The sequence below is a fragment of the Sphingomonas pseudosanguinis genome (assembly GCF_052056765.1).
In the GTDB taxonomy this organism is placed as follows: Bacteria; Pseudomonadota; Alphaproteobacteria; order Sphingomonadales; family Sphingomonadaceae; genus Sphingomonas; species Sphingomonas pseudosanguinis.
Genome location: NZ_CP189888.1, coordinates 825,155 through 846,515, shown reverse-complemented (window position 1 = coordinate 846,515; position 21,361 = coordinate 825,155). Strand labels below are relative to the sequence as shown.

Here is a 21,361-nt window from a genome sequence, read left to right as displayed (position 1 = left end):
TTTTATCCGACTAATATGCGCATGCAGATCATCGTCATCCGGCCAGTATCCGGCATCATGTCGGACGAAAGCAAGACGCGCCGGGGGCATGGGGAGGACAGGATGCGGATACGTCACGCCATCATCGCGGCCGGCTTGGGGCTCGCCGTCACCGCCTCGGGCATCGCCCGCAACCCGCAATTCCAGGGGGCCGATCCGCACGCGATGGTGATCGGCGACGAGCTATGGGTGTTTCCCACCGGCGGCCCGGGCGGCAGCTGGGAGGCGGACCGGTTCGGCGCCTTCTCCTCGCGCGACCTGAAGACATGGCGACCACGCGGCGAGCTGATCCGGCGTGACCAGATCGGCTGGATCAAGGATGACGGTGCGCGCGACCATTTCCTGTGGGCGCCCGGCGTCGCGACGCGCGGCGGGAAATATTATCTCTATTATTCGGTCGGCCCGCAGAACCCGACGCCCAGCCGCATCGGCGTTGCGGTCGCCGACCGGCCCGAGGGTCCGTATCGCGACAGCGGCCGCCCGCTGATCACCGGCGGCGACGGGTTCGAGGCGATCGATCCAATGGTCTTCACCGATCTGCGCAGCGACCGCAGCTATCTCTATGCCGGCGGCAGCGCGGGCGCGCGCCTGCGGGTCTGGGAACTTCAGCCCGACATGGTGACCATCGCGCGTGAGGTCCGGGTGGACCAGCCGCCGCACTTCACCGAAGGTGCCTTCCTGCACGAACGCAACGGCGTCTATTATCTGTCCTACAGCCATGGCCGATGGAACGGCCCTGACTATTCGGTCCATTATGCCACCGCCCCCTCGCCCACCGGCCCGTGGCGCTATCGCGGCGCGATCCTGACCAGCGACGCGCAGCATCAGGGGCCTGGCCATCACAGCTTCGTCCGCATGCCGGACGGCAAATGGCTGATCGTCTATCACCGCTGGGACCGCCGCCCCGGCCCCGCCCCCTTCCAGGGCGAGCGGCAGGTGGCGATCGATCGCGTCACCTATGCCCCGAACGGCACGATCCGCCCCATCCGCATGACCGACGCCGACGCGCCGGTGCTGGGGTCGCGATGATGCGCGCGCGCCTGTCACTCGCCGTCCTGTGCACCCTGGTCTCCACCGGTGCCATGGCCGCCACCAGCCATAGCTGGGGCAAGCCCGGCGCGACGCGCGAGGCGTTCGAGGGCGGCAGCCGCGACTGCATGCTCAAGGCCGCCCGGCGCGACGTGGGCGGCGACAAGCCGACCGAGAAATATTTGCGCGGCTTCGAGGCGTTGGAGCGCGAGAACAACATGCCGCCAATGCCAGCCATCCCCGGCGACGATCAGAACTTCGTGCGCAGCGAGCGGCAGGTGCTGCTGCGCCGCATGTATCGCCCCGACCAGCATGTCGACACGCTGCAAGGCCAGTTACAGGCAGAGGTCGACCGATGCCTGATCGCCGCCGGCTATATCCGCTTCACGCTGACCCGTGCGCAGGAGCGGAATCTGCGCCACCTGCGACCAGGCTCGGAGGCGCGCAAGGCGTATCTCTATACGCTGGGCAGCGACAGCCGGATCGTCGAGGCGCAGAAGGTGATCGAGCCATAAAACTCCTCCCCGATACGGGTAGGTGGCAGGGCGAAGCCCTGACGGAGGGGGGCCTCCGCAAAGGACGTCCTCAACCGCACGCCCCCTCCACCAGCTTTGCTGGTCCCCTCCCCTTACAGGGGAGGATTTGGATCGCCCTCACCACCGCTGGTCCCAGCCCAGCGTGAAGGTCCGCCCCCGCCCCGCGAAGAAGGCGAGATTGTCGTCGGGCAGCCGCGTGTCGCTATTATAGTCGATATACTGCCGATCGAAGATGTTCTGCGCGCTGAGGTAAAAGCCGCCGATCCGCGTCTGATAACGGACCGAGGCGTCGGTCACCGTATAGCCGCCGAAACTGTTGCGCGGATCGGGCCGCGCCTTGCCGCGGAAGTTGCGCGCGAAATACATCTGCGTCTGCACGCGCGCCGTGACCGGACCGGAGGCAAGGTCGGCCGCCACGTTCATCCGGTCGGGCGAGATGTTGGTTCCGTCCAGATCGGTGTCGACGATCCCATCGGGCGCGCGCGTATCGCTGTCATAACGGCCGATCAGATGCGCATAGCCGGTTGACAGCCGCAGCCCCTCGATCGGTGTGCGCACGCCCAGATTGAGTTCCAGCCCCTGGATCTCGACCCGCTGGCGCTGCACCTCGAAGATGCCGTTGCCCAGTGCCAGCAGCACCTGGCCGTTATTGCTGCTCGACCAGAAATAGGTCGCGCCGGCATCCAGCGGCCCCCGCTTCATCTCGACGCCGATCTCGCGATTGTTGGAGATGACCGGATCGATCGCACGGAAATTGCTCAGGTCGGTGCCCGGCGTGGCGACCGCGCGGGTGATCCGGCCAATATCGGCCATGGTGAAACCCTCGGCATAGCTGGCATAGGCGCGGATGCCGGCCACCGGCTCGACGATGACACCGCCGTTGAGCAGCAGCTGGTCGAAGCCCGGCGTGCCGCCCTTGACGCTGACGCCGCCATAGGTCGCCGGATTACGCCCGTCATAGGTGGTGGAGGCGAGCGTGCGATAGTCCGCGATGCGCACCTTCACATTCTCCCATCGCACGCCGCCGGCCAGACGAAGGCCGCCGTCGAACAGCTTCAGATTGGCTTGCGCAAAGGGCGCCAGGCTCTGGAAATCGGCGGGCGGCACCCAGACACGGTCGGTAAGGATCAGCCGCTGCTCCGACTTGTCCCACAGCGCGTCGAAACCGATCGTCGCGACCAGCGCCTCGAACCCCGGCACCGCGCGCTCATAGCTGGCGCGCGCGCCCCATTTGCGCGAGCGGTTCTCCGACTGGTCGAGCAATGTGCCGACCGGCGCGATGGCCGGGTCCTGAAAGGTCGCGATCGCATTCGGCTCGCCGCCGAACGTGTCATAGGTGCGGTTGACGAAGATCTGCGCGACCAGATTGCCGCCCGCCACATCGCTGTCGGTATAGGATAGCGACGCCGCCTCGGCGCGATTGGCCGCGGGAATGCCCGGCGGATCGCCGCGCACCGCGCTGGTCGGCAGGCCGGTGCGGCGATTGCCCGCCAGGGGCACGAACCGCCCCTCGCCCTCCAATTGGAACCGGTTGAGGATCAGGTCGAGCCGGCCCGTGTCGCGAAGCTGCACGCCCAGCCGAGCGAACAGGTCATGGGCACGCGAATCCTGTGTCTCCCCTTGCGTCAGGTTGATGCCGATGCGCCGGTCTTGCGCGTCGTAGAAGACGCCGCGCCGTTCATAGGAGCCGCCGATCGTCGCATCGAAGATGCCAGCCTTATATTGGACCAGCCCGGCGACCTTGCCGCCCAGCGAGTCCGACTCGAACCCGTCCGCCGCCGTCACCTGCGCCAGCGTACGGCCCGACCAGCCCTCGGTGCGCGGCGGGGCGACCGTCACCTGGTTGACGATACCGCCGGTGCCGCCCACCCCCTGCAGCGCGTTCGATCCATAGATCAACTCGACCCGGTCGATGAAGAAGCCGTCGATGGTGAAGCCATCCCGGCTACCGTCGCGCAGCGGCGTCGTCTGCGGGATGCCGTTGATCGCGTAGAGCGGCGAGCGGCCACGCAACGTCTCGCCCGCGCCCGACAATTTGCCGCGCGTCGGCGAGAAACTGGGCGTCAGGACCGCGACCGCATCGGTCACGCTACCCGACATCGCGATCTGCTGGTCGAGCGCCGCCTTGTCGATGATGTCGATGGTCAACGGCAGGGCGTTGGGCGGCAGGACGGTGCGCGCGGCGGTGACGACAACCTCCTCCTCCGTCTTGTCCGTCGGCTCGCTGCTTTGTGCCTGCGCGACGGGCGACAGTATCGCCAGCCCCAGCATCGTCCCGCCCAGCCATGCCGCCCGCACCCTGGCGCGTGACACGCCCCCCAACCGCTTCGTCATTCTGTCCCCGCAACCATTGACCTTATCGCCGCGAGCTACTAACGCGAGTGATTATCAATAACAAGGCTTGGACCAGTGCTATCGACGCGGAACATCCTGTTTCAGCTCCACTGGTTCCTGGGGATCACGGCGGGCTTGGTGCTCGCGGTCATGGGCGTCACCGGTGCACTGATCAGCTTCGAGGGCGAGATTCTCGCGGCGATCAATCCCGGCGTCGTCACGGTCGCGAGCGGCAGGACGCCGCCCTTGCCCGCGCCTGTGCTGATCGACCGGATCACCGCGCAGGTGCCAGGTATCCGCATCGGGCGCCTGATCGTCGACAGCGACCCCGGGCGTGCCGCCACCGTCACCTACACGATCGGCAAGGAGAAGCGGGGCAAGGGCGACGAACGCCAGCGCCGCTTCGTCGATCCGGCGACCGGCCAGATCCTGGGCGAAGCGCGCGGCGAGGGCTTTTTCGAGACGGTCGAGAACCTCCATCGCTGGCTGGCGCTGCCCGGTCATGGCAATGGCATCGGCCGGCAGATCACCGGCTTTGCCGCGCTGTCGCTGATCTTCTTTGCGCTGTCGGGCCTTTACTTACGCTGGCCGCGCCGGCCGCTCGACTGGCGCAACTGGCTGGTGCTCGACCTGCGCGAGACCGGACGCAATCTCTACCGCGCGTTGCATGCGGTCATCGGCGGCTGGGTGCTGGCCTTCTATCTGATCAGCGCCGGCACCGGACTATGGTGGTCCTACGGCTGGTATCGCGACGGGGTCCAATATCTGTTGGGTACCGAGCGCGCGGCGGCGCACGGGCCGAAAGGCAAGCCGGGCAAGGATGCGCCCCCCGCCAACCTGCCGCTCGCCTGGGCCAGCTTCGCCAGGGCGACCGCCGGCCGAACCTATGAACAGGTGACCGCGACCGTCCGCGACGGCACGGTGCAGTTCCGCGCGAAGCTGCCCGGCGGGCGGCATGACCGCGTGTCCGACGAACTCAGCATCGACGGCGCGACCGGCAAGGTCGTCACCGACCAACGCTATGCCGCGCGTCCGCTGGGTCAGGATATTTTGACCAGCGTCTATGAAATTCATCGCGGCGCCTATTTCGGGCTGATCGGGCGTATCCTGATGGCGCTGGCCAGCCTGACCATGCCGTTGTTCACCATCACCGGCTTCCTCCTCTATTTCGCGCGGCGACGGCGCAAGGCGGCGCTGGGCGCGGTGCTGGCCGAGGCCCCGCCGGCGACCATGTCGGCGGATCACGCGACCACGCTGGTCGCCTATGCCAGTCAGACCGGCACCGCCGAGCGGATCGCGCGCCTGACCGCGCAGGTGCTGCCCGACGCCGCCGCCGTGCCGATCACCGAGCTGGATGCCGACCGGCTAGCCAGAATTCGCCAGCTGTTCGTCGTCGCCAGCACCTATGGCGAGGGCGAGCCGCCCGACAGCGCACGCGCCTTCGCCCGGACGATGGCCGACGCGCCGCCCGCCCTTCCCGACCTGCGCTATGCCGTGCTGGCGCTGGGCGACCGCGAATATCAGGATTTCTGCGCCTTCGGTCATCAGATCGACCGCTGGCTGCATGCCGGCGGGGCCGAGCGTCTGTTCGATGCGATCGAGCTGGACGGCGACGATGCCGATGCGCAGCGGCTGTGGCAGCAGCAGCTCGCCAGCCTGGGCGGCCGTACCGATCAACCCGACTGGGCACCCGCCCCGATGCGCGACTGGCGACTGGTCGAGCGGCGCCTGCTCAATCCGGGCAGCAGCGGCGGGCCGACCTGGCACATCGCGCTGGAACCCGCCGATGGCCATGCCGATTGGGCGGCGGGCGACATATTGGAAATCCTGCCGCAGCAGGACGAACGCCGCGTCACCGCCTTTCTGCGCGCGACGGAATTGGCCGATACGCCAGCGCTTCGCGAACGGCTGCGGACATCGATCCTGCCGGCGGATGCCGGGCCGGGCTTCGACGCCGATACGCTGCGCCCGCTGGCGCACCGCGAATATTCGATCGCTTCGCTTGGGGTCGGCGGCCGTGCCGAGCTGATCGTCCGGCTGTGCGAGGCGGAGGACGGGCTGCCGGGTCTCGGGTCGGGCTGGCTGTGCGAGGGCGCACCGCTCGGCTCGATCGTCTGCGGCCGGGTCCATGCCAATCCCGCCTTCCATTCGCCCGCCGACGCCGCGACGCCGATCGTGCTGATCGGCAACGGCACCGGGCTGGCGGGGCTGCTCGGCCATCTGCGCCAGCGCGCCGCGACCGGCGGCGGGCCGGCCTGGCTGTTCTGGGGCGAGCGGCATCCGGACGCGGACGATTACCATGCCGCCGAGCGCCGGGCCTATGTCGAGGATCGGGTGCTGACCGGGAGTGCGACCGCCTGGTCCCGTCTCGGCTCGGGGCCACGCTATGTGCAGGATGCCGTCGCCGATGCGGCCGAGACGATCCGCCAGGCCGTGGCCGGGGGTGCTATCCTCTATGTCTGCGGCAGCCTGAAGGGCATGGCGGGCGATGTGCACCGCACGCTGACCGGGATATTGGGCGACGACCGGCTGGAAGAGCTGGCGGCGACCGGCCGCTATCGCCGCGACATTTATTGACCGCTGGGAGCGGGATGAAATCGCATCGAGGCAACGCGAGCCCCTCCCCTTCAGGGGAGGGGTTGGGGTGGGGCATCGCGGCGAACGACCCGCCTGTGGAAGCGCCCCACCCTCGGCCCAGTGGCAGGTAAACGATGCGCCGCATCGTTTAGGTCATGCCGGGGGCATGACCGACCTGCCACTCCTGAAGGGGAGGGGTGAATTTGTGTCATGTCACCCGGATGTAGAAACTGTTTGAAAACGTACTGGGGCCACGTTTCCAAACGGACGCTCAGCCTTCGTCCCGGCGATAGCCCAGCTGCGCGGAGATCCGCGTCGTCGTCTCCGCGAGCAGCTTGCGCGCCTCCGCCAGCGTCACCGACTGCGATCCGTCGATCGTCTCGAGGAAGGGGATGGTCAGCGCGGCCATGAACTCGCCGCCAAAGCCGAACACCGGATAGCTGATGTCGGTAACGCCGCGCGTGATCGGGCTTTCGCGCAGCTCATAGCCCTGTGACCGCACCCGGTCGATCGCCTCATGCAGCCCGGCGCGCCCGATCGGCCGCCCCTGCACCAGTTCCAGCCGGTCGATGATCCGCGCCACCTGCCCCGCCGGCGCGAAGGCCAGCAGCACCTTGCCCGAACAGCTGTTCAATATGTCGATCGACGCGCCCATCCGCAGCGCGAAGCCGCGCGTGCCGGGATTTTCCTCGCGCGCGATGACCAGTCCCGCCCCGCCCTCGATCACCACCAGGTGACAGGATTGCCCGGCGGTCAGCGCCAGCGCCTGCATCTCTGGCAGCGCCGCCGCCGTCAGCCGCCGCGCGGGCGTCGCGCGGTACGCGATGTCGAGGAACTTGTACGTCACCCTGTAACGGTCGTCGGCGGGCGACTTTTCCAGATAGCGCGCTTCCTCCATCACCACGACGATCCGGAACAGCTCGCCCAGCGATCGGCCCAGCGCCACCGCCATCTCGCTGACCAGCAGCCCCTCGGGATGGTCGGCCAGCAGCTCGATGATCTGGAACGCCTTGTCGAGTGCGGGCGCGGCATAGCTGCCCTTGCGCACCCGCCCCTCGGCCCGCCCCCCGTCCGCCTTGCTGTCTTGCGTCATGTCATTCCCCATGGGCCACGGGATTAGGATGGCGGTGCTGGCTCGGCAAGCGTGGGGCGAGCGGTGGATCAGATCGTGACGATCGCCTTCAACACGCTGTCGGCCTCGGCGATCAGTTCGGGCATGCGCGCGGGCGCCTCGTCCAGCGTCAGCCGATGGGTACGGATCGCGTCGGTCGGGATCGCGCCGCTGCGGATGCTGGCGATGACATGGTCGAAATCGACCGACAGCGCGTTGCGACTGGCGATCAGCGTCGTCTCGCGCTTGTGGAATTCGGGATCGGCGAAGACCAGATCGTCCTTGCACACCCCGACCAGCGTGTAGCTGCCGCCATGCGCGACATGATCCAGCCCGGCACGCATCGCATGGATATTGCCGGTCGCGTCGAACACATGGTCGAACATCTCGCCATCGGTCATCGCCGACAAAGTCGCGGTCAGATCGCCATCGGCCACCACCCCTTCGTCGAAGCCGAAATGCCGGGCGGCATAGGCCATGCGCGGCGCGCGCGTATCGACAAGCACCACCCGCGCCGCGCCGGCGATCCGCGCGAACAGCGCCACACCGACGCCGATCGGCCCCGCCCCGATGACGACCGCCGTCTCGCCCTTCGCCAGCGCCGAGCGACGGACGGCATGCGCGCCGATCGCCAGAAACTCGACCATCGCCGCCTGGTCGAGCGACAGGCCCGCGGCATCGACCACCGCGTTTTCGGGCACCGCCAGCCATTCGCACATGCCGCCATCACCGTGCACGCCCAGCACGCTGATCGGCGCGCAGCAATTGGGCTTGCCCCGGCGACAGGCGCGACAGGTGCCGCAGGCGATATAGGGATTGACCGTCACCACCTGCCCGGCGGTGAGAGGTGACCCGGCCGGCGCCTCGACCACCTCGCCCGCCAGCTCATGCCCGATAAGGCGCGGATATTGGAGGAAGGGATGCTTGCCCGCATAGATATGATAGTCGGTCCCGCAAATGCCCGCCCGGCGCATGCGCAGCAGCACCTGCCCCTCCTGCCGCACCGGCATGGGGCGATCCTCCACCCTGATCTCCAGCGGCTGCACACAGACCAGCGCCTTCATTCCGACCCCTCCTACATTCTTCTGCGCAACCATGCTCTCATATATGGCATTGATGCGCCAGAGGGTGGTCGCTAGGTTGTTGATTGGAAAGGTTTCGAAGCGATCGGGGCCACCATAGGAGAGAGGAGCCGATATGGCCCGACGGGTGTGTTTCGCGCTGGATCTGGTCGCGGATGCCGATCTGATCGCCGACTATGAACGCGCGCACGCCGCCGGCGCGGTCTGGCCTGCGGTGACCGAGGCGATCCACGCCAAGGGGTTCGAGGCGATGGAGATATGGCGCACCGGCGACCGGCTCTTCATGATCGCCGAGGTTGCGGAAGACTGGCCTCGTGCCATCCCCGACGATCTGGCCGCCACCGACGCCCGATGGGAAGCGGCGATGGACCGGTTTCAAAAGCCCCTGCCCCAGGCCGATGCGGGCGAAAAATGGGTGGCGATGGAGCGAATTTATTCGCTCGCCGACCAGTGACTGGCTGCGTCGATACGGCGGACCTTTTACAGCCCCAACCGCCGTTCAGCCTGAGCGAAGTCGAAGGCCACGCCTCAACGCTTGCGGATAGCCAATCCCTTGGCCTTCGACTTCGCTCAGGCTGAACGGATGACGGAATATTGCCGGCGCTAGGCCACGCGCGGCAGGCAGGACGGGCCGTTCGACCCCGACGCCTTGTAGGTCAGGACGAATTCCTGATGCCCCAGCGCCTCGGACTTGGTCTGCGCGCCGCCCGACACCGCGACGATCAGGTCGACGATCTCCGCACCCACCGCGTCCAGCGTCGCCTCGCCATAGAGGATGCGCCCGGCGTTCACGTCCATGTCGCCCTCCATTCGGGCATACATTTCCGGATTGGCCGCGACCTTGATCACCGGCGAGATGGCGGAGCCGACCACCGAGCCGCGCCCCGTCACGAACAGGTTGATATGCGCCCCGCACGCGATCAGCTCGCCGATCTCGGCATTGTCGACGATGTTGGGAAAGCCGAATTTCGGATCGCCCGGCGGCACCACGTCGAGCAGATAGAGGCCCGGTCCCGGCGCCTGTTCGGCGGGCAGGATCACGCCCGAAATCGGCCGGCTGCCCGACTTGGCATAGGCGCCCGCCGACTTCTCCTCCTGGCTCGACAGGCCGCCTTCGGCATTGCCCGGCGCGAAGCTGCCATAGCCCATCGCGCGGTAATAGCGCTCCGCCTGCGCGACCGAGGCGATCAGGTCCTGCGCGACCGCCGGCGTCGCGGCCCGCTCGGCCATATGGCCTTCGCAGCCGATCATCTCGCCGGTTTCCTCGAAGATGCAGACCGCGCCGGCATCGACCAGCGTGTCGAAGGCGCGGCCCACCGCCGGGTTGCCGGTGATGCCGCTCGTCCCGTCCGACCCGCCGCAGATGGTGCCGATCACCAGTTCGGACATACGCATCGGCACGCGCACGGCTTGCGCATCGGCCGCCGCACGCACCCGCTCGACGGCGGCGATCCCCGCCTCCATCGCGCCGCGCGTACCGCCCGATTGCTGGATCACGATCGTCTCCACGGGGCGCCCCTGTTCGCGCGCATTGGCGGCCAGCGCCTCGCGGTTGAAGCTTTCGCACCCCAGCGACAGCAGGACGACGCCGCCGACATTGGGATGCGTGGTCAGCGCCTTCATCATCGCCAGCGCATAGTCATTGGGGTAGCAGCCGGGAAAGCCGATCAGCTGCACGCGCGGGTCGTCCATCCGGTCGACGATCCGCCGCGCGACATGATGCGCGCACTCGACGAGATAGACGACGACGATCGCGTCGCGAATGCCCTTGCGCCCGTCGGGCCGCGCCCAGGCCTGCCAGGTCCGCTCGGCCATGTCGCCCGTCATGCGTGATCTCCATGCGCGTCGCGCAGATGCGCGGGGATATAGTCGCTTTGCATATTGTGCATGTGGACCCAGCCACCGGCGGGCGCATCATGCGTCATCGACCCGATCGGCATGCCATATTTGATGACCTTGTCGCCGGTTCCCAGGGGCATGACCGCCAGCTTGTGCCCCAGCGCCACACGCTCGGTGATGGCGAGTTCGTAACCATCGACGGTGATCCGCTCGCCCGGCTCGACCGTGCGGCAACAGACCGCGACATTATCCCCCGGGGTCAACCGGATCGCCGCGACACTCATCATGATACTCCTGGCAAGGGCGCATCGGGGCGGACCAGCCCCGCATGCCGCAATTCGTTCCAAAAATCCTGTGGGATCGGCGCGTGATAGAGCCGGATCGTGTCCGCCACCTGTTCCGGATTGGCGAGGCCGGGGATGACGCTCGCCACCTGCGGATGCGCCAGCACGAAGGCGAGCGCCGCCGCCGCCAGCGACACGCCATGCCGCGCCGCCACCGCCTCCAGCGCGCGGACCCGGTCCAGCACGCCCTGCGGCGCAGGGGCATAGTTATAGCGGGGAATGGCCGCCGCCGCGCTGCCGGTCGCCAATATGCCGCTGTTATAGGGACCACCGACGATCAATGCCGTGCCCGCCGCCGCACAGGCCGGGAAAAACCGGTCGAGCGGCGCCTGTTCCAGCAAGGTATAGCGCCCGGCGAGCAGGATGACGTCGAACCGCGCCTCCTCCATCAGCTCCAGACAGACATCGACCTCGTTGACGCCCAGCCCGAAGCCCCGGATCGCGCCCTCATCACGCAACCGCTCCAGCGCCTTCAGCCCGCCGCCCTCGACAAGCTGCGCACGATACTGCGCATCCGCCGCGCCATGCGTGACCCGGCCGATGTCGTGGACGAACAACAGATCGACCCGCGCCAGCCCCAGCCGTTGCAGGCTATGCTCATGGCTGCGCAAAATACCGTCATGGCTATAGTCATAAGCCATGCGGAACGGCATGGCGGTGTGGAAGCCGTCACGCTCGCGGTCGTCGGTGATGGTCGCATCGGGCGCCATCAGCCGCCCGACCTTGGTCGAAACGATGACGTCGCCGACCCTGCGCAGGCCGTCGCCGACCCGGCGTTCGCTCAGCCCCCGGCCATAATGCGGCGCGGTGTCGACATAGCGAAGCCCCGCCGCCAGCGCGGCGTCCAACGTCGCCGCCGCCTGCGCATCGTCGATCGCGGCATAGAGATTGCCCAGCGCCGCCGCCCCGAACCCCAGCTCGGGCAGCGCGAATCCGGACGACCCCACCGGGCGGTGTGGAATGGCGCTCACAGGTCCAGCCCCAATCGATAGATGCGGTTGGCGTTGCGCCCCCAAAGGTCGCGCCGCTCGTCGTCGGAAAAGCCGGTCAGCAGCGTCTCATAGGCACCAAGTGTCCGGTCCAGCTCGGCCGCCAGCCGGTCGGTGGGAAAATTGGTCGCGACCATGACCCGGTCGGTGCCGAAGCGCTCGATCACCTCGGCCACAACATCGCCGAACATCGCCGGGTCGAAGCGCGGAGCGATGAACCCCGCCCCCGACAGCTTGATCGCGGCCTGCGGCATGGCGGCAAAGGCGATCAGGCCGGCGCGCCATTGCTCCCAACCGTCCGCCGGGATCGGCAGCGCGAGATGGTTGAGGATGACCGGCACCTCGGGATGCCGCGCCGCCACCTCGGCCAGTCCCGCCAGTTGCGGCGGAAAGCCATGAAAATCATAGCTCAGGCCATAGCGGCCCAGCAGCGCATAACCGGCCTGCCAGCGCGGATCACGGGTCAGGTCTTGGGAGCAGGCACGACGCGATGGATCGCGCGGGTGCCAGTTGATCAGGTGGCGGATGCCCTTCACCCGCGCATGCGCCGCCTGCCACGCCAGCTGCGGCTCGACCGCCGGATGGTCCAGCTCGACACGCGCGACGATGCCGCTGGGCAGTCCGTCCGCATCGGCGACCCGGTTCAGCCAGACGGTCTCGTCCGCCCCCTGCGCCGGGTCCGCGCCCGCATCGACATGCACCGCGCCGACGAGGTTCCACGCCGCCAGCTCGGCCCGGTAATCGTCAACGCGATAGGTCTCCGCGATCGCCGCGTTCTCCGGCGCATCGAGCCACGGATAGCGCAGCACGTCGCGGTCCCACAGATGGACATGCGCATCGACGAAGGGCGGCCGCTTGGCGCTCACGCCATCGTCCAGCCGCCATCGATGACGTGCATCTGCCCGGTGGTATAGGCGCTCTCGTCCGAGGCGAGGTAGAGCGCCAGCGCGGCGATCTCCTCCGCACGGCCCAGCCGGCCCATGGGCTGGCGCGCGACGAAGGCGGCGCGTGCCGCCTCGGCGTCGCCGGTGGCGGCCAGCCGCTCGTCCAGGCTGGGCGACTGGACGGTGCCCGGGCAGATCGCGTTGCAGCGTATGCCCTTGCCCACATAATCCAGCGCCACCGAGCGGGTGATGCCCGCCACCGCGCCCTTGGACGCGCAATAGGCATAGCGATTGCCGACGCCGATCACCGCGCCCGCGACCGAAGCCATGTTGACGACCGCCCCGCCGCCCTTCGCGATCATCGCGGGCAGGAACGCCTGCAGCATATGGGTGATGGCATGGACGTTCAGGTCGAAGGACAGGCGATAGCCATGATCCTGCGTCGCCAGCAGGTCACCCGCATCGACATAACCGGCGCAATTGAACAGCACGTCGACCGCGCCGACCCGTTCCCCGAACGCGGCGATCGCGGCGGGATCGAGCAGGTCGAGCACTTGCGTATCGCACGTCGTCAGCGTCGCCAGCGCCTCGGCATTGCGGTCGACCGCGATCACCGCTGCGCCCTCGGCGGCGAACAGCTCGGCGGCGGCGCGGCCGATGCCCTGGCCCGCGCCCGTCACGATCGCCCGTTTCGCCTGTAACCGACCCATATCAATTCGTCTCCATTCGGCGGCCCGCCCACCAGGCGAAGGCCGCGACAACCGCAAAGCTCACGACCGGGACCAGCATCGCATTGGTGATCCCGGCCAGGTCCGACACCAGCCCCATCAGCGCGGTCAGGCCGGCACCGCCGATGATCGCCATCACGATCAGCGAGGCCCCCGCCCGGCGCAGCGGCCCCAGCCCCTCGATCCCCAGCGCGAAGATCGTCGGGAACTGGATCGACATGAAGAAGCTCGCCGCCACCAGCGCGATCAGGCCCAGCCAGCCGCCCGCCAGCGCGGCGACCGCGATCAGCGCGATCGACACGCCGGCGAAGATCAGCAGCAGTCGGACGGGCGCCAGCCGCGCCATCAGCGCGCTGCCCAGGAACCGCCCGGCGGCGAACAGCGCCAGCGACAGCAGCAGCGCATCGGCCCCGCCGCGCTCGTTCAGCCCGACATTGGCCTGGGCATAGCGGATCGTATAGCTCCACACGCCGACCTGCGCGCCGACATAGAAGAATTGCGCCACTACCGCCGCGATCAGGCGGGGGCGGCGGAAGACGTCGAGGAACCGGCCTTCGTGTCCGTCCTCATCGGTCGTCGCCGCGTTGGCGGGAAAGACGACCAGCGCGGCGGCCAGCGCGAACAGCAGCACGACGATGGCGATCACGACATAGGGCGGCGCGATCGCCTGCACCTCGGCGCGGTAGAAGGCGTTGCGCGCGGCCGCGTCCATCGTCGCCAGCGCGGTCTCGTCATGTTCGATGCCCGACAGGATGAAATAGCGTCCGACCAGAATGCCGGTCAGCGCGCCGAGCGGATTGGCCGCCTGCGCCCAGTTCAGCCGCCGCGTCGCGCCCGCCGGGTCGCCCAGCTCGCCCATCAGCGGATTGGCCGATGTCTCCAGAAAGGCCAGCCCCGCCGCGATCACGAACAGGCCGAGCAGGAACAGCTGATAGACCCCGGCCGACGCCGCCGGATAGAAGAGCAGCGCGCCGGTGCCATAGAGCAGCAACCCCAGCACGATCGCCGCCTTGTAGCCATAACGCCGCATCACGACCGAGGCCGGCACCGCGAGCAGGAAATAGCCGAGATAGAAGACCTGCTGGACAAAGCTGGTCTCGAAATCGCTGAGCGTGAAGGCTTTGCGAAACTGCGCGATCAGGATGTCGTTCAGGTTGTTGGCCATGCCCCACAGGAAGAACAGGCTGACCGTGATGACGAGCGCGGGGAGATAGCGGCGGGGAACGCCGATGGCCCCGGCGGCGGAAGCCCCGGCGCCGGCGCGGCCGAGCGGCATGTCGGCGTGCATGGCCATCAGGACCTTCCTCCGCCACGGTCGAACGCAGTCCCTGCCGCCATGAGACGCTCCTTCTCCATGAAAACTATCTTTTATGAGCGTGAGGATAAGGGGAGGTGTCGCAAATTGGCAAGCGCTATCGGATGAATTGGTCCTGTCCGTCGTCGGCCACCCGATCCGGGCATTCGACATGATGGATGGCGGTCGGCTGCCGCTGTGCGTCCAGATACAGGGTCAGGTCGGCATAAGCGGGCATGGTCCGCCAGATATGGCGGGTCAGCCGCTCATAATGCTGGACGAAACGGGCCAGTTGCGCCGCATCCATGCCGCGCCCCGCCAACCCGGCCTCCTGCTCGGTCCGCCAGCGCAACACGGTCGGCCAGTCGGGTGGCACCAGCAGCGCCAGAATGTCGATCGATGCGAACAACGCGGGATAGTCGCGCGTCAACGCGGCATGGACATGGGCGCGCCAGAGGCCATCGGCATCCTCCTCGGCTTCCAGCCGGTTGACCGGCGGGACCAGTTCGGCCGGGTCCTGCGGCACCGCGCCGACGCACCAGCCCTCGAAGATCAGCAATTCGCAATCCGCCGGCGCGCAGGGCCATTCTTCGGCCGGCATGCGGTCGTCACACGCCTTGTCGAAGCGCGGCAACGGAACGGGCTTTCCGGCCCGCAAGGCCCCGATCGTCGCGATCCCCAGCGCCACGTCATGCGTCCCCGGCACGCCGCGTGTCGCCAATAGCGGATGGACCCGCCGGCCGAGTTCCTGTCGATCGGCATGGGTGCGGTAGAGATCGTCGAGCGACAGCACCGCGCTGCGTGGAAAACGCCGCGCCAGCCGGGCGGCGATGGTCGACTTGCCGCTCCCTTGCGCGCCGCACAGACCCAGCACCAACGGCCCTACCCCATCGCGGCGCGCCAGCCGCCGGGCGACCAGCGCCGCGATGGCGTCGTCAGGCGACACGATCCCCCGGCGCTTCCCCACGGAAAAAGGCGTCGAGATTGGCGACCGCGCGCATCCCCATCGCCGTCCTCGCCTCGATCGTGGCGCTGCCCAGATGCGGCAGCAGCACGGCGCGCGGATGCGCCAGCAGGCCGGGATGCACCACCGGCTCGTGCTCATAGACGTCCAGCCCGACGCCCGCGATCCGCCCCTCGGCCAGCGCTTCGGCCAGCGCGGCCTCGTCGATCACCGATCCGCGCGCGGTGTTCACCACGATCGCATGGCGCGGCATCACCGACAACAGCGCCGCATCGACCAGATGCCGGGTCGCCTCGCCGCCGGGCACATGCAGCGACACTATATCGCTTTCCGCCGCCAGCGCCTGAAGCGACGCGGCGCGCTCCGCCCCGAGTGCCGCCTCCACCTCGGGGGCGGCGCGCGAACGGCTGGCATAGCGGATGCGCATGCCCAGCCCACGCGCCTTGGCGGCGGTCGCCTGACCGATCCGGCCGAAGCCGACCAGCCCCAAGGTCCGCCCCGCCAGCCCCTGTCCGATCAGATGCGAAGGTCGCCAGCCGGTCCAGCGCCCGTCGCGCAACTCCCGCTCGCCTTCGCCCGCGCGGCGGCTGGCCATCAGCATCAGCAGGATGGCGATCTCGGCCGTCGCCTCGGTCAGCACATCAGGGGTATTGGTGACGACCACCCCCGCCGCGCGCGCCGCGTCGAGGTCGATATGATCGACCCCCGCGCCATAATTGGCGATGATCCGCACCCGGCGATCGGGCCGGCCGAGCAGCGCCGCGTCGATCCGGTCGGTGATGGTGGGCAACAATGCGTCATGACCCGCCATCGCCGCCGCCAGTTGTGCGGGCGTCGGCGGCTGATCCCCGGCGCTCAGCGTCACGTCCCAATGCGCGCGCAAATGCCGCTCCACCGCATCGGGCAGGCGGCGCGTGACGTAGAGCGAGGGCCGGTCGGTCATGATCATCGCTCCCGGCCCCACCCCATCATCAGGCCGCCGCGACGAAGCGCTGCTGCTGCTCGCCCAGCTTGTCGATGCCCAGCCGCACCGTCTGGCCGGCGCGCACGAAGACCGGCGGCTTATAGCCCATGCCCACGCCCTTGGGCGTGCCGGTGGTGATGATGTCGCCCGGCTCCAGCGTGCAGAACTGGCTGACATAGGCCACGATCTCGGCGACCGTGAAGATCATGTCGGAGGTGTTGCCGTCCTGATGCCGGTGGCCGTCCACCTCCAGCCAGAGGCGCAGGTCTTGCGGATCGCCCACCTCGTCGGCGGTAACCAGCCAGGGGCCGGTCGGACCGAAGGTGTCGCACCCCTTGCCCTTGTCCCAAGTGCCGCCGCGCTCCAGCTGATAGGCGCGCTCACTGACGTCGTGGACGACGCAATAGCCGGCGACATGGGCCAGCGCGTCGGCCTGTTCGACATAACGCGCGCGGGTGCCGATCACGACGCCCAGCTCGACCTCCCAATCGGTCTTTTCCGAGCCCCGCGGAATCTCGACATCGTCATTGGGGCCGACGATCGCGCTCGACCATTTGCCGAAGACGACGGGTTCGGCCGGGATCGGCAGATTGCTCTCGGCGGCATGGTCGCGGTAGTTCAGGCCGATACAGACGAACTTGCCCGGCCGGGGGATGCACGAACCCAGACGCGGGTCGCCCTCGACGACCGGCAGGCTGGCGGGATCGAGCGCGGCGATCTCGGCCAGGCCCTCGGGCGACAGCCGCGCGCCGGTCAGGTCACCCAGCGCCTCGGGCAGCGCACGGATTCGGCCATCGGCATCGAGAAGCCCTGCGCGTTCCTGTCCCGGTTGACCATAACGAAGCAGCTTCATCGATTCGGACTCCTCGGATCGCGGGCGCCGGTCGCGCCCCGTTACCCGTCCTCCTTATCGGGGCAGCCGCCACGCTGTCACTTGCAAATATGATCGCGCACTTTCTCATGCATGGCCCCGCGCAGACTCGCCGAGCAGCGAGAAGAAGCGCCGGGCGACCTGGCAATGCGCGACGTCCCATTCGGGATGCCATTGCACCGCCAGCACATCGGCGCCGCAGCCCGGCGCGCGAAACCCCTCGATCAGCCCGTCCTCGCTGTCGCGCGCCTCGACCACCAGGCCATAGCCGAGCTGGTCGATCCCCTGCTGATGCACCGAGTTCACCTCGACCCGGCGATGCCCGCCCTGCCCCGCCAGCCAGCCGCCGGGGGTGAGGTCGACGGGGTGATGATGGCCGAACAGCGACTCGTAATCCTCGTCCCACGACCCGCGATGATGGCGCGGCAGGCCCCCCAGGCAGGTTAGCGAGCCGCCGAACAGCACGTTGATCTCCTGCATCCCCCGGCAGATGCCATAGACCGGCTTGCCACGCTCGATCATCTTGCCGCCCAGCGACAGCGCGACGGCATCGCGCTCGGGGTCGCTGACGCACGGCGCTGCGGCATCGGTGTCGCCATATTGCGCCGGGGCGACATGCGAGCGGCCACCGGTCAGCAACAACCCGTCGAGCATGTCGGCCATGCTGGCGGGATCGACTGCCTCGCGGATCGCGGGGACGATCACGACATTGGCGCCGCACAATGTGACCAGCGGCTCGATGAAACGCGTCGCCACCGCTTGGATCGGGCGGCCGGCGACCTCATTGCCGCACATCAGGCCGATGACGGGCTTGCGCGCGGCGGTCATGCGGTCGTCTCCAGTTCCTGGCGCAGCGCCCGCGCATCGGCACGAGGCAGCGCGCGGGCCTCGGGCTGCACCAGGACACTGTCGGGCTCGACATCGGCCAGCAGCCAGACATTGCCGCCGATCACCGACCGCGCGCCGATCGTCACCCGGCCGAGAATGGTCGCGCCGGCATAGATGATGACATCGTCCTCGACGATCGGGTGCCGCGCGAAACGGTCGTGCGGCGACCGGGGCGCGGTGCCCAGCGCCGACCGCGCGCCCAGCGTCACATGCTGATAGACACGCACCCGCTCGCCGATGATCGCGGTCTCGCCGATGACGACGCCGGTGCCGTGATCGACGAAGAAATGCCGGCCGATCGTCGCGCCCGGATGGATGTCGATCCCCGTCCGCTCATTGGCGAGTTCCGACATGATCCGCGCGACGATGGGGGCGCCCAGCGCGTTCAATTCATGCGCGATGCGGTGATGCAGGCTGGCGACCGCACCGGGATAGCAGAGCAGGATCTCGTCGACGCTCTGCGCCGCCGGATCGGCCAGGAAGGCGGCCTCGACATCGCTGTCGACCAAATCGCGGATACGCGGCAGCGTCGCGCCGAACAGCCGGGCGATCAGCGCGGCCTGTTCGGGCGGGAAGGTCGCATCGGCATCCTTCTGCCAATAGGCCAGCTCCGCGCCGATCTCGCGCTCCAGCGCGGTCAGTCCGGCGAGCAGCTTGGCCGCGACGAAGCGATCCTCCTCGGCCGCGCTTCCCCGAAAATGGCCCAGCCGGCGGGGATAGAGCGCGGCGGCAATCAGCGCGACGACATCCTCGACGCCCGAGCGCACGGGGAAACGTTCGACATCGCGCCCCGCATCCTGCCGCGCGCGCCACGACTGGCGCGCAACGCGCAGCGCGGAGACGATACCGTCGATCCCCGCCGACCCGCTGGCGGGGCTGTGCTGGTCTGCGATGAACGGCCTGCTCGACATCATGGTCCTCCGAGCCCTATCATATCCCATCGTCGCCATAGGATATAACAGATTTGCTACGTCCCGATAAAGCGCCTCCATTGCTTAACCCATGGTTGCGCACGCCGCCGGGCACGGGCAAGGACCATCCGCCACCATGGTTCGGCCCGGCGGGAGGGAGACCGCGGGGTCGATCGTCGCCGTCCTTTCCCGGAGCCTTCCGACGATGCCCACCCCGCGCCAAACCACGCTGACCCGGTTCCTGATCGAGCAGCAGCGCCGATCCGAAGAGACCTGCCCCCCCGAACTCCGCCTGCTGATCGAAACCGTTGCGCGCGCGTGCAAGGCGGTGAACCAGGCGATCTCCAAGGGCGCGCTGGGCGACGTGTTGGGGTCGCTGGGCAGCGAAAATGTGCAGGGCGAGGTCCAGAAGAAGCTGGACGTGATCGCCAACGACCTGCTGCTCGACGCCAATGAATGGGGCGGGCATCTGGCGGCGATGGCGTCGGAGGAGATGGAGACGATCCACCGCATCCCCAACCGCTTCCCACGCGGCGAATATCTGCTGCTGTTCGATCCCATCGACGGGTCGAGCAATGTCGATGTCGACCTGTCGGTCGGCACCATCTTCTCGGTCCTGCGCGCGCCCGAGGATTGCGCGGGCCGTGAAGTGACCGAGGCCGATTTCCTGCAACCGGGCCGCGCGCAGGTGGCGGCGGGCTATGCAATTTACGGGCCGCAGACGCTGCTGGTGCTGACGGTCGGCGACGGCGTCTATGAGTTCACGCTCGACCGCGAGATCGGATCGTGGCGGCTGACCGACGGGCCGATGCGGATACCGTCGGGCAATCGCGAATTCGCGATCAACATGGCGCGCCGCCGCCAATGGTCGCCCGGTATCGCCCGCTATATCGAGGAGCGCATCCTCGGCACCGAGGGGCCGCTGGGCGAGGATTACAACATGCGCTGGACCGCCTCGATGGTGGCGGACATCCACCGCATCCTGAAGCGCGGCGGCGTGTTCCTCTATCCCGGCGACCATCGCGAGGCCGGCAAGGCCAAGCTGCGCCTGCTCTATGAGGCCAATCCGATGAGCTTCCTGATCGAACAGGCGGGCGGCGCATCGATCGACGGCGCGGAACCGATCATGGACGTGGCCCCCATCGGCCTGCACCAGCGCGTCGGCGTGGTGCTGGGCGATGCCGAGGAGGTGGCGCTGGTCGCGGACTATGGACGGACTGGTTAAGGGCTGAACGACGCTAACGCCGTCCATATTCCTCCCCTGTAAGGGGAGGTGGCAGGCCGAAGGCCTGACGGACGGGTGTGGCCGCTGGCAAGGTAAGACCTTCCTCTCAACCGGTGACACCCCTCCACCATGCTGCGCATGGTCCCCCTCCCCTTGCAGGGGAGGAATGAAATTCGTTTTTGACAAGCGCTCTCATGAAGCTTTTCAAGACACGCTCTCCATTCGGCAATTACCCGCCCCCGTTCAGCCTGAGCGAAGTCGAAGGCCAAGGAACGCCCCAAGCCGTTGCACAGCCACCCATCCTTCGACCTATATTCGAACCGCTGGCATCAAGATCTTGCGGCTTTCGTAAAATCAGCGGAACGCATCGCCATTCGCGCCAAAATCATATCGCTTTCTCGCGACCTTTTTGAAAAGCCATTCGCATATCCTGCTTGTCTATCGACTCCTGAAAACAAGACCTATTAGCGCGAACTTTCGAAAATTGCCGATTTATCCGCGATACCTGGTGATCGAACCGGTGACGCGGTAGCGGGTGTTGGCGTTGCCGCACTTCTCAAAAATCATCCCGCGCTGGCGTTTGGCGCAGCGCTTCTCAATCAATTTTCCGGACAATCTAAAGATTATTACAGCTTCTATGCGGGGAGAATATTGAATGAACTTGCGCTCCGAGGAACTCCCGCATCGTCGGTCAAATAAGATGATGAGCCTCGCCATCCTGGCTGGCCTGATCATCACGAGTTACGCAGGCC

General features: G+C 67.7%; 19 protein-coding genes. 5 read left to right on the top strand and 14 right to left on the bottom strand.

Translation table 11 applies throughout. The annotated features are described in order from the left end of the window. Window positions 1-15: 15 nt before the first annotated feature. Together ACQHGV_RS03875 and ACQHGV_RS03870 are read left to right on the top strand one after the other, a co-directional pair. Window positions 16-1,068 (top strand): family 43 glycosylhydrolase, encoded by a 1,053-nt coding sequence (locus ACQHGV_RS03875; RefSeq protein ID WP_440979497.1) that lies wholly within the window; start codon window positions 16-18, stop codon window positions 1,066-1,068. Further along, a complete protein-coding gene (locus tag ACQHGV_RS03870) occupies window positions 1,065-1,583 on the top strand; it encodes a hypothetical protein (RefSeq protein ID WP_440979496.1) in 519 nt (172 codons plus the stop codon). Before ACQHGV_RS03875 ends, ACQHGV_RS03870 begins: the two co-directional genes overlap by 4 nt. Window positions 1,584-1,721: 138 nt before the next feature. Here the strand turns inward: ACQHGV_RS03870 and ACQHGV_RS03865 are convergent, their stop codons facing one another. Then, window positions 1,722-3,875 (bottom strand): TonB-dependent receptor, encoded by a 2,154-nt coding sequence (locus ACQHGV_RS03865; RefSeq protein ID WP_440980131.1) that lies wholly within the window; start codon window positions 3,873-3,875, stop codon window positions 1,722-1,724. 138 nt (window positions 3,876-4,013) lie between these two features. Here ACQHGV_RS03865 and ACQHGV_RS03860 point away from each other — a divergent pair, with 138 nt between their 5' ends. Continuing rightward, a complete protein-coding gene (locus tag ACQHGV_RS03860; RefSeq protein WP_440979495.1) occupies window positions 4,014-6,515 on the top strand; it encodes a PepSY domain-containing protein in 2,502 nt (833 codons plus the stop codon). A 271-nt stretch (window positions 6,516-6,786) separates the two neighbouring features. Here ACQHGV_RS03860 and ACQHGV_RS03855 read toward each other — a convergent pair whose 3' ends face one another. Both ACQHGV_RS03855 and ACQHGV_RS03850 read right to left on the bottom strand, forming a co-directional pair. Next, a complete protein-coding gene (locus ACQHGV_RS03855) occupies window positions 6,787-7,608 on the bottom strand; it encodes an IclR family transcriptional regulator (RefSeq protein WP_440979494.1) in 822 nt (273 codons plus the stop codon). A gap of 68 nt (window positions 7,609-7,676) precedes the next feature. After that, entirely contained in the window at window positions 7,677-8,690 is a 1,014-nt protein-coding gene (locus tag ACQHGV_RS03850) for a zinc-binding alcohol dehydrogenase family protein (RefSeq protein ID WP_440979493.1), read from the bottom strand. A gap of 133 nt (window positions 8,691-8,823) precedes the next feature. Between ACQHGV_RS03850 and ACQHGV_RS03845 the strand changes: the two genes are divergently transcribed. After that, on the top strand, window positions 8,824-9,162 hold the full coding sequence (locus tag ACQHGV_RS03845; RefSeq protein ID WP_440979492.1) for an L-rhamnose mutarotase: 339 nt from the start codon (window positions 8,824-8,826) through the stop codon (window positions 9,160-9,162). A 149-nt stretch (window positions 9,163-9,311) separates the two neighbouring features. Here the strand turns inward: ACQHGV_RS03845 and ACQHGV_RS03840 are convergent, their stop codons facing one another. From ACQHGV_RS03840 to epsC, 11 genes are all read right to left on the bottom strand, one after another. Continuing rightward, complete coding sequence (locus ACQHGV_RS03840; protein ID WP_440979491.1) at window positions 9,312-10,535, bottom strand: UxaA family hydrolase; 1,224 nt, start codon at window positions 10,533-10,535, stop codon at window positions 9,312-9,314. Then, on the bottom strand, window positions 10,532-10,834 hold the full coding sequence (locus tag ACQHGV_RS03835; protein ID WP_440979490.1) for a UxaA family hydrolase: 303 nt from the start codon (window positions 10,832-10,834) through the stop codon (window positions 10,532-10,534). The genes ACQHGV_RS03840 and ACQHGV_RS03835 overlap by 4 nt, the downstream gene beginning before the upstream one ends. Beyond that, entirely contained in the window at window positions 10,831-11,862 is a 1,032-nt protein-coding gene (locus ACQHGV_RS03830) for an aldo/keto reductase (protein ID WP_440979489.1), read from the bottom strand. The genes ACQHGV_RS03835 and ACQHGV_RS03830 overlap by 4 nt, the downstream gene beginning before the upstream one ends. After that, window positions 11,859-12,746: an amidohydrolase family protein gene (locus tag ACQHGV_RS03825; protein WP_440979488.1), complete on the bottom strand. Its 888-nt coding sequence runs from the start codon at window positions 12,744-12,746 to the stop codon at window positions 11,859-11,861. The genes ACQHGV_RS03830 and ACQHGV_RS03825 overlap by 4 nt, the downstream gene beginning before the upstream one ends. Further along, window positions 12,743-13,474: an SDR family oxidoreductase gene (locus tag ACQHGV_RS03820; RefSeq protein ID WP_440979487.1), complete on the bottom strand. Its 732-nt coding sequence runs from the start codon at window positions 13,472-13,474 to the stop codon at window positions 12,743-12,745. The genes ACQHGV_RS03825 and ACQHGV_RS03820 overlap by 4 nt, the downstream gene beginning before the upstream one ends. Window position 13,475: 1 nt before the next feature. Then, the gene (gene fucP, locus ACQHGV_RS03815) at window positions 13,476-14,780 is read right to left on the bottom strand and encodes an L-fucose:H+ symporter permease (RefSeq protein WP_440980130.1); all 1,305 of its coding nucleotides are present in this window, start codon (window positions 14,778-14,780) and stop codon (window positions 13,476-13,478) included. Between the two features lie 124 nt (window positions 14,781-14,904). Beyond that, entirely contained in the window at window positions 14,905-15,732 is an 828-nt protein-coding gene (locus ACQHGV_RS03810; protein ID WP_440979486.1) for an AAA family ATPase, read from the bottom strand. Then, window positions 15,722-16,693 carry a 2-hydroxyacid dehydrogenase gene (locus ACQHGV_RS03805; protein ID WP_440979485.1) on the bottom strand — a complete coding sequence of 324 codons (972 nt, stop codon included), beginning with the start codon at window positions 16,691-16,693 and terminating at the stop codon, window positions 15,722-15,724. The genes ACQHGV_RS03810 and ACQHGV_RS03805 overlap by 11 nt, the downstream gene beginning before the upstream one ends. Before the next feature lie 28 nt (window positions 16,694-16,721). Then, entirely contained in the window at window positions 16,722-17,567 is an 846-nt protein-coding gene (locus ACQHGV_RS03800; RefSeq protein WP_440979484.1) for a fumarylacetoacetate hydrolase family protein, read from the bottom strand. A 105-nt stretch (window positions 17,568-17,672) separates the two neighbouring features. Continuing rightward, window positions 17,673-18,413, bottom strand: coding sequence for a gamma-glutamyl-gamma-aminobutyrate hydrolase family protein (locus tag ACQHGV_RS03795; protein WP_440979483.1), 741 nt, complete (start codon window positions 18,411-18,413; stop codon window positions 17,673-17,675). Further along, complete coding sequence (epsC, locus tag ACQHGV_RS03790) at window positions 18,410-19,384, bottom strand: serine O-acetyltransferase EpsC (protein WP_440980129.1); 975 nt, start codon at window positions 19,382-19,384, stop codon at window positions 18,410-18,412. Before epsC ends, ACQHGV_RS03795 begins: the two co-directional genes overlap by 4 nt. 205 nt (window positions 19,385-19,589) lie before the next feature. On the opposite strand from epsC, the gene ACQHGV_RS03785 reads away from it, so the two are divergent. Next, window positions 19,590-20,609 (top strand): class 1 fructose-bisphosphatase, encoded by a 1,020-nt coding sequence (locus ACQHGV_RS03785; protein WP_440979482.1) that lies wholly within the window; start codon window positions 19,590-19,592, stop codon window positions 20,607-20,609. Window positions 20,610-21,361: the final 752 nt, after the last annotated feature.

What these genes read in the sequence shown, in the direction of transcription:
- ACQHGV_RS03785 (WP_440979482.1), top strand. Translation starts at nt 19,590, where the DNA reads ATGCCCACCCCGCGCCAAACCACGCTGACCCGGTTCCTGATCGAGCAG.
- ACQHGV_RS03870 (WP_440979496.1), top strand. Translation starts at nt 1,065, where the DNA reads ATGATGCGCGCGCGCCTGTCACTCGCCGTCCTGTGCACCCTGGTCTCC.
- fucP (WP_440980130.1), bottom strand. Translation starts at nt 14,780, where the DNA reads ATGCACGCCGACATGCCGCTCGGCCGCGCCGGCGCCGGGGCTTCCGCC.
- epsC (WP_440980129.1), bottom strand. Translation starts at nt 19,384, where the DNA reads ATGTCGAGCAGGCCGTTCATCGCAGACCAGCACAGCCCCGCCAGCGGG.
- ACQHGV_RS03840 (WP_440979491.1), bottom strand. Translation starts at nt 10,535, where the DNA reads ATGACGGGCGACATGGCCGAGCGGACCTGGCAGGCCTGGGCGCGGCCC.
- ACQHGV_RS03850 (WP_440979493.1), bottom strand. Translation starts at nt 8,690, where the DNA reads ATGAAGGCGCTGGTCTGTGTGCAGCCGCTGGAGATCAGGGTGGAGGAT.
- ACQHGV_RS03805 (WP_440979485.1), bottom strand. Translation starts at nt 16,693, where the DNA reads ATGACCGACCGGCCCTCGCTCTACGTCACGCGCCGCCTGCCCGATGCG.
- ACQHGV_RS03795 (WP_440979483.1), bottom strand. Translation starts at nt 18,413, where the DNA reads ATGACCGCCGCGCGCAAGCCCGTCATCGGCCTGATGTGCGGCAATGAG.
- ACQHGV_RS03820 (WP_440979487.1), bottom strand. Translation starts at nt 13,474, where the DNA reads ATGGGTCGGTTACAGGCGAAACGGGCGATCGTGACGGGCGCGGGCCAG.
- ACQHGV_RS03865 (WP_440980131.1), bottom strand. Translation starts at nt 3,875, where the DNA reads ATGCTGGGGCTGGCGATACTGTCGCCCGTCGCGCAGGCACAAAGCAGC.
- ACQHGV_RS03835 (WP_440979490.1), bottom strand. Translation starts at nt 10,834, where the DNA reads ATGATGAGTGTCGCGGCGATCCGGTTGACCCCGGGGGATAATGTCGCG.
- ACQHGV_RS03875 (WP_440979497.1), top strand. Translation starts at nt 16, where the DNA reads ATGCGCATGCAGATCATCGTCATCCGGCCAGTATCCGGCATCATGTCG.
- ACQHGV_RS03845 (WP_440979492.1), top strand. Translation starts at nt 8,824, where the DNA reads ATGGCCCGACGGGTGTGTTTCGCGCTGGATCTGGTCGCGGATGCCGAT.
- ACQHGV_RS03855 (WP_440979494.1), bottom strand. Translation starts at nt 7,608, where the DNA reads ATGACGCAAGACAGCAAGGCGGACGGGGGGCGGGCCGAGGGGCGGGTG.
- ACQHGV_RS03800 (WP_440979484.1), bottom strand. Translation starts at nt 17,567, where the DNA reads ATGAAGCTGCTTCGTTATGGTCAACCGGGACAGGAACGCGCAGGGCTT.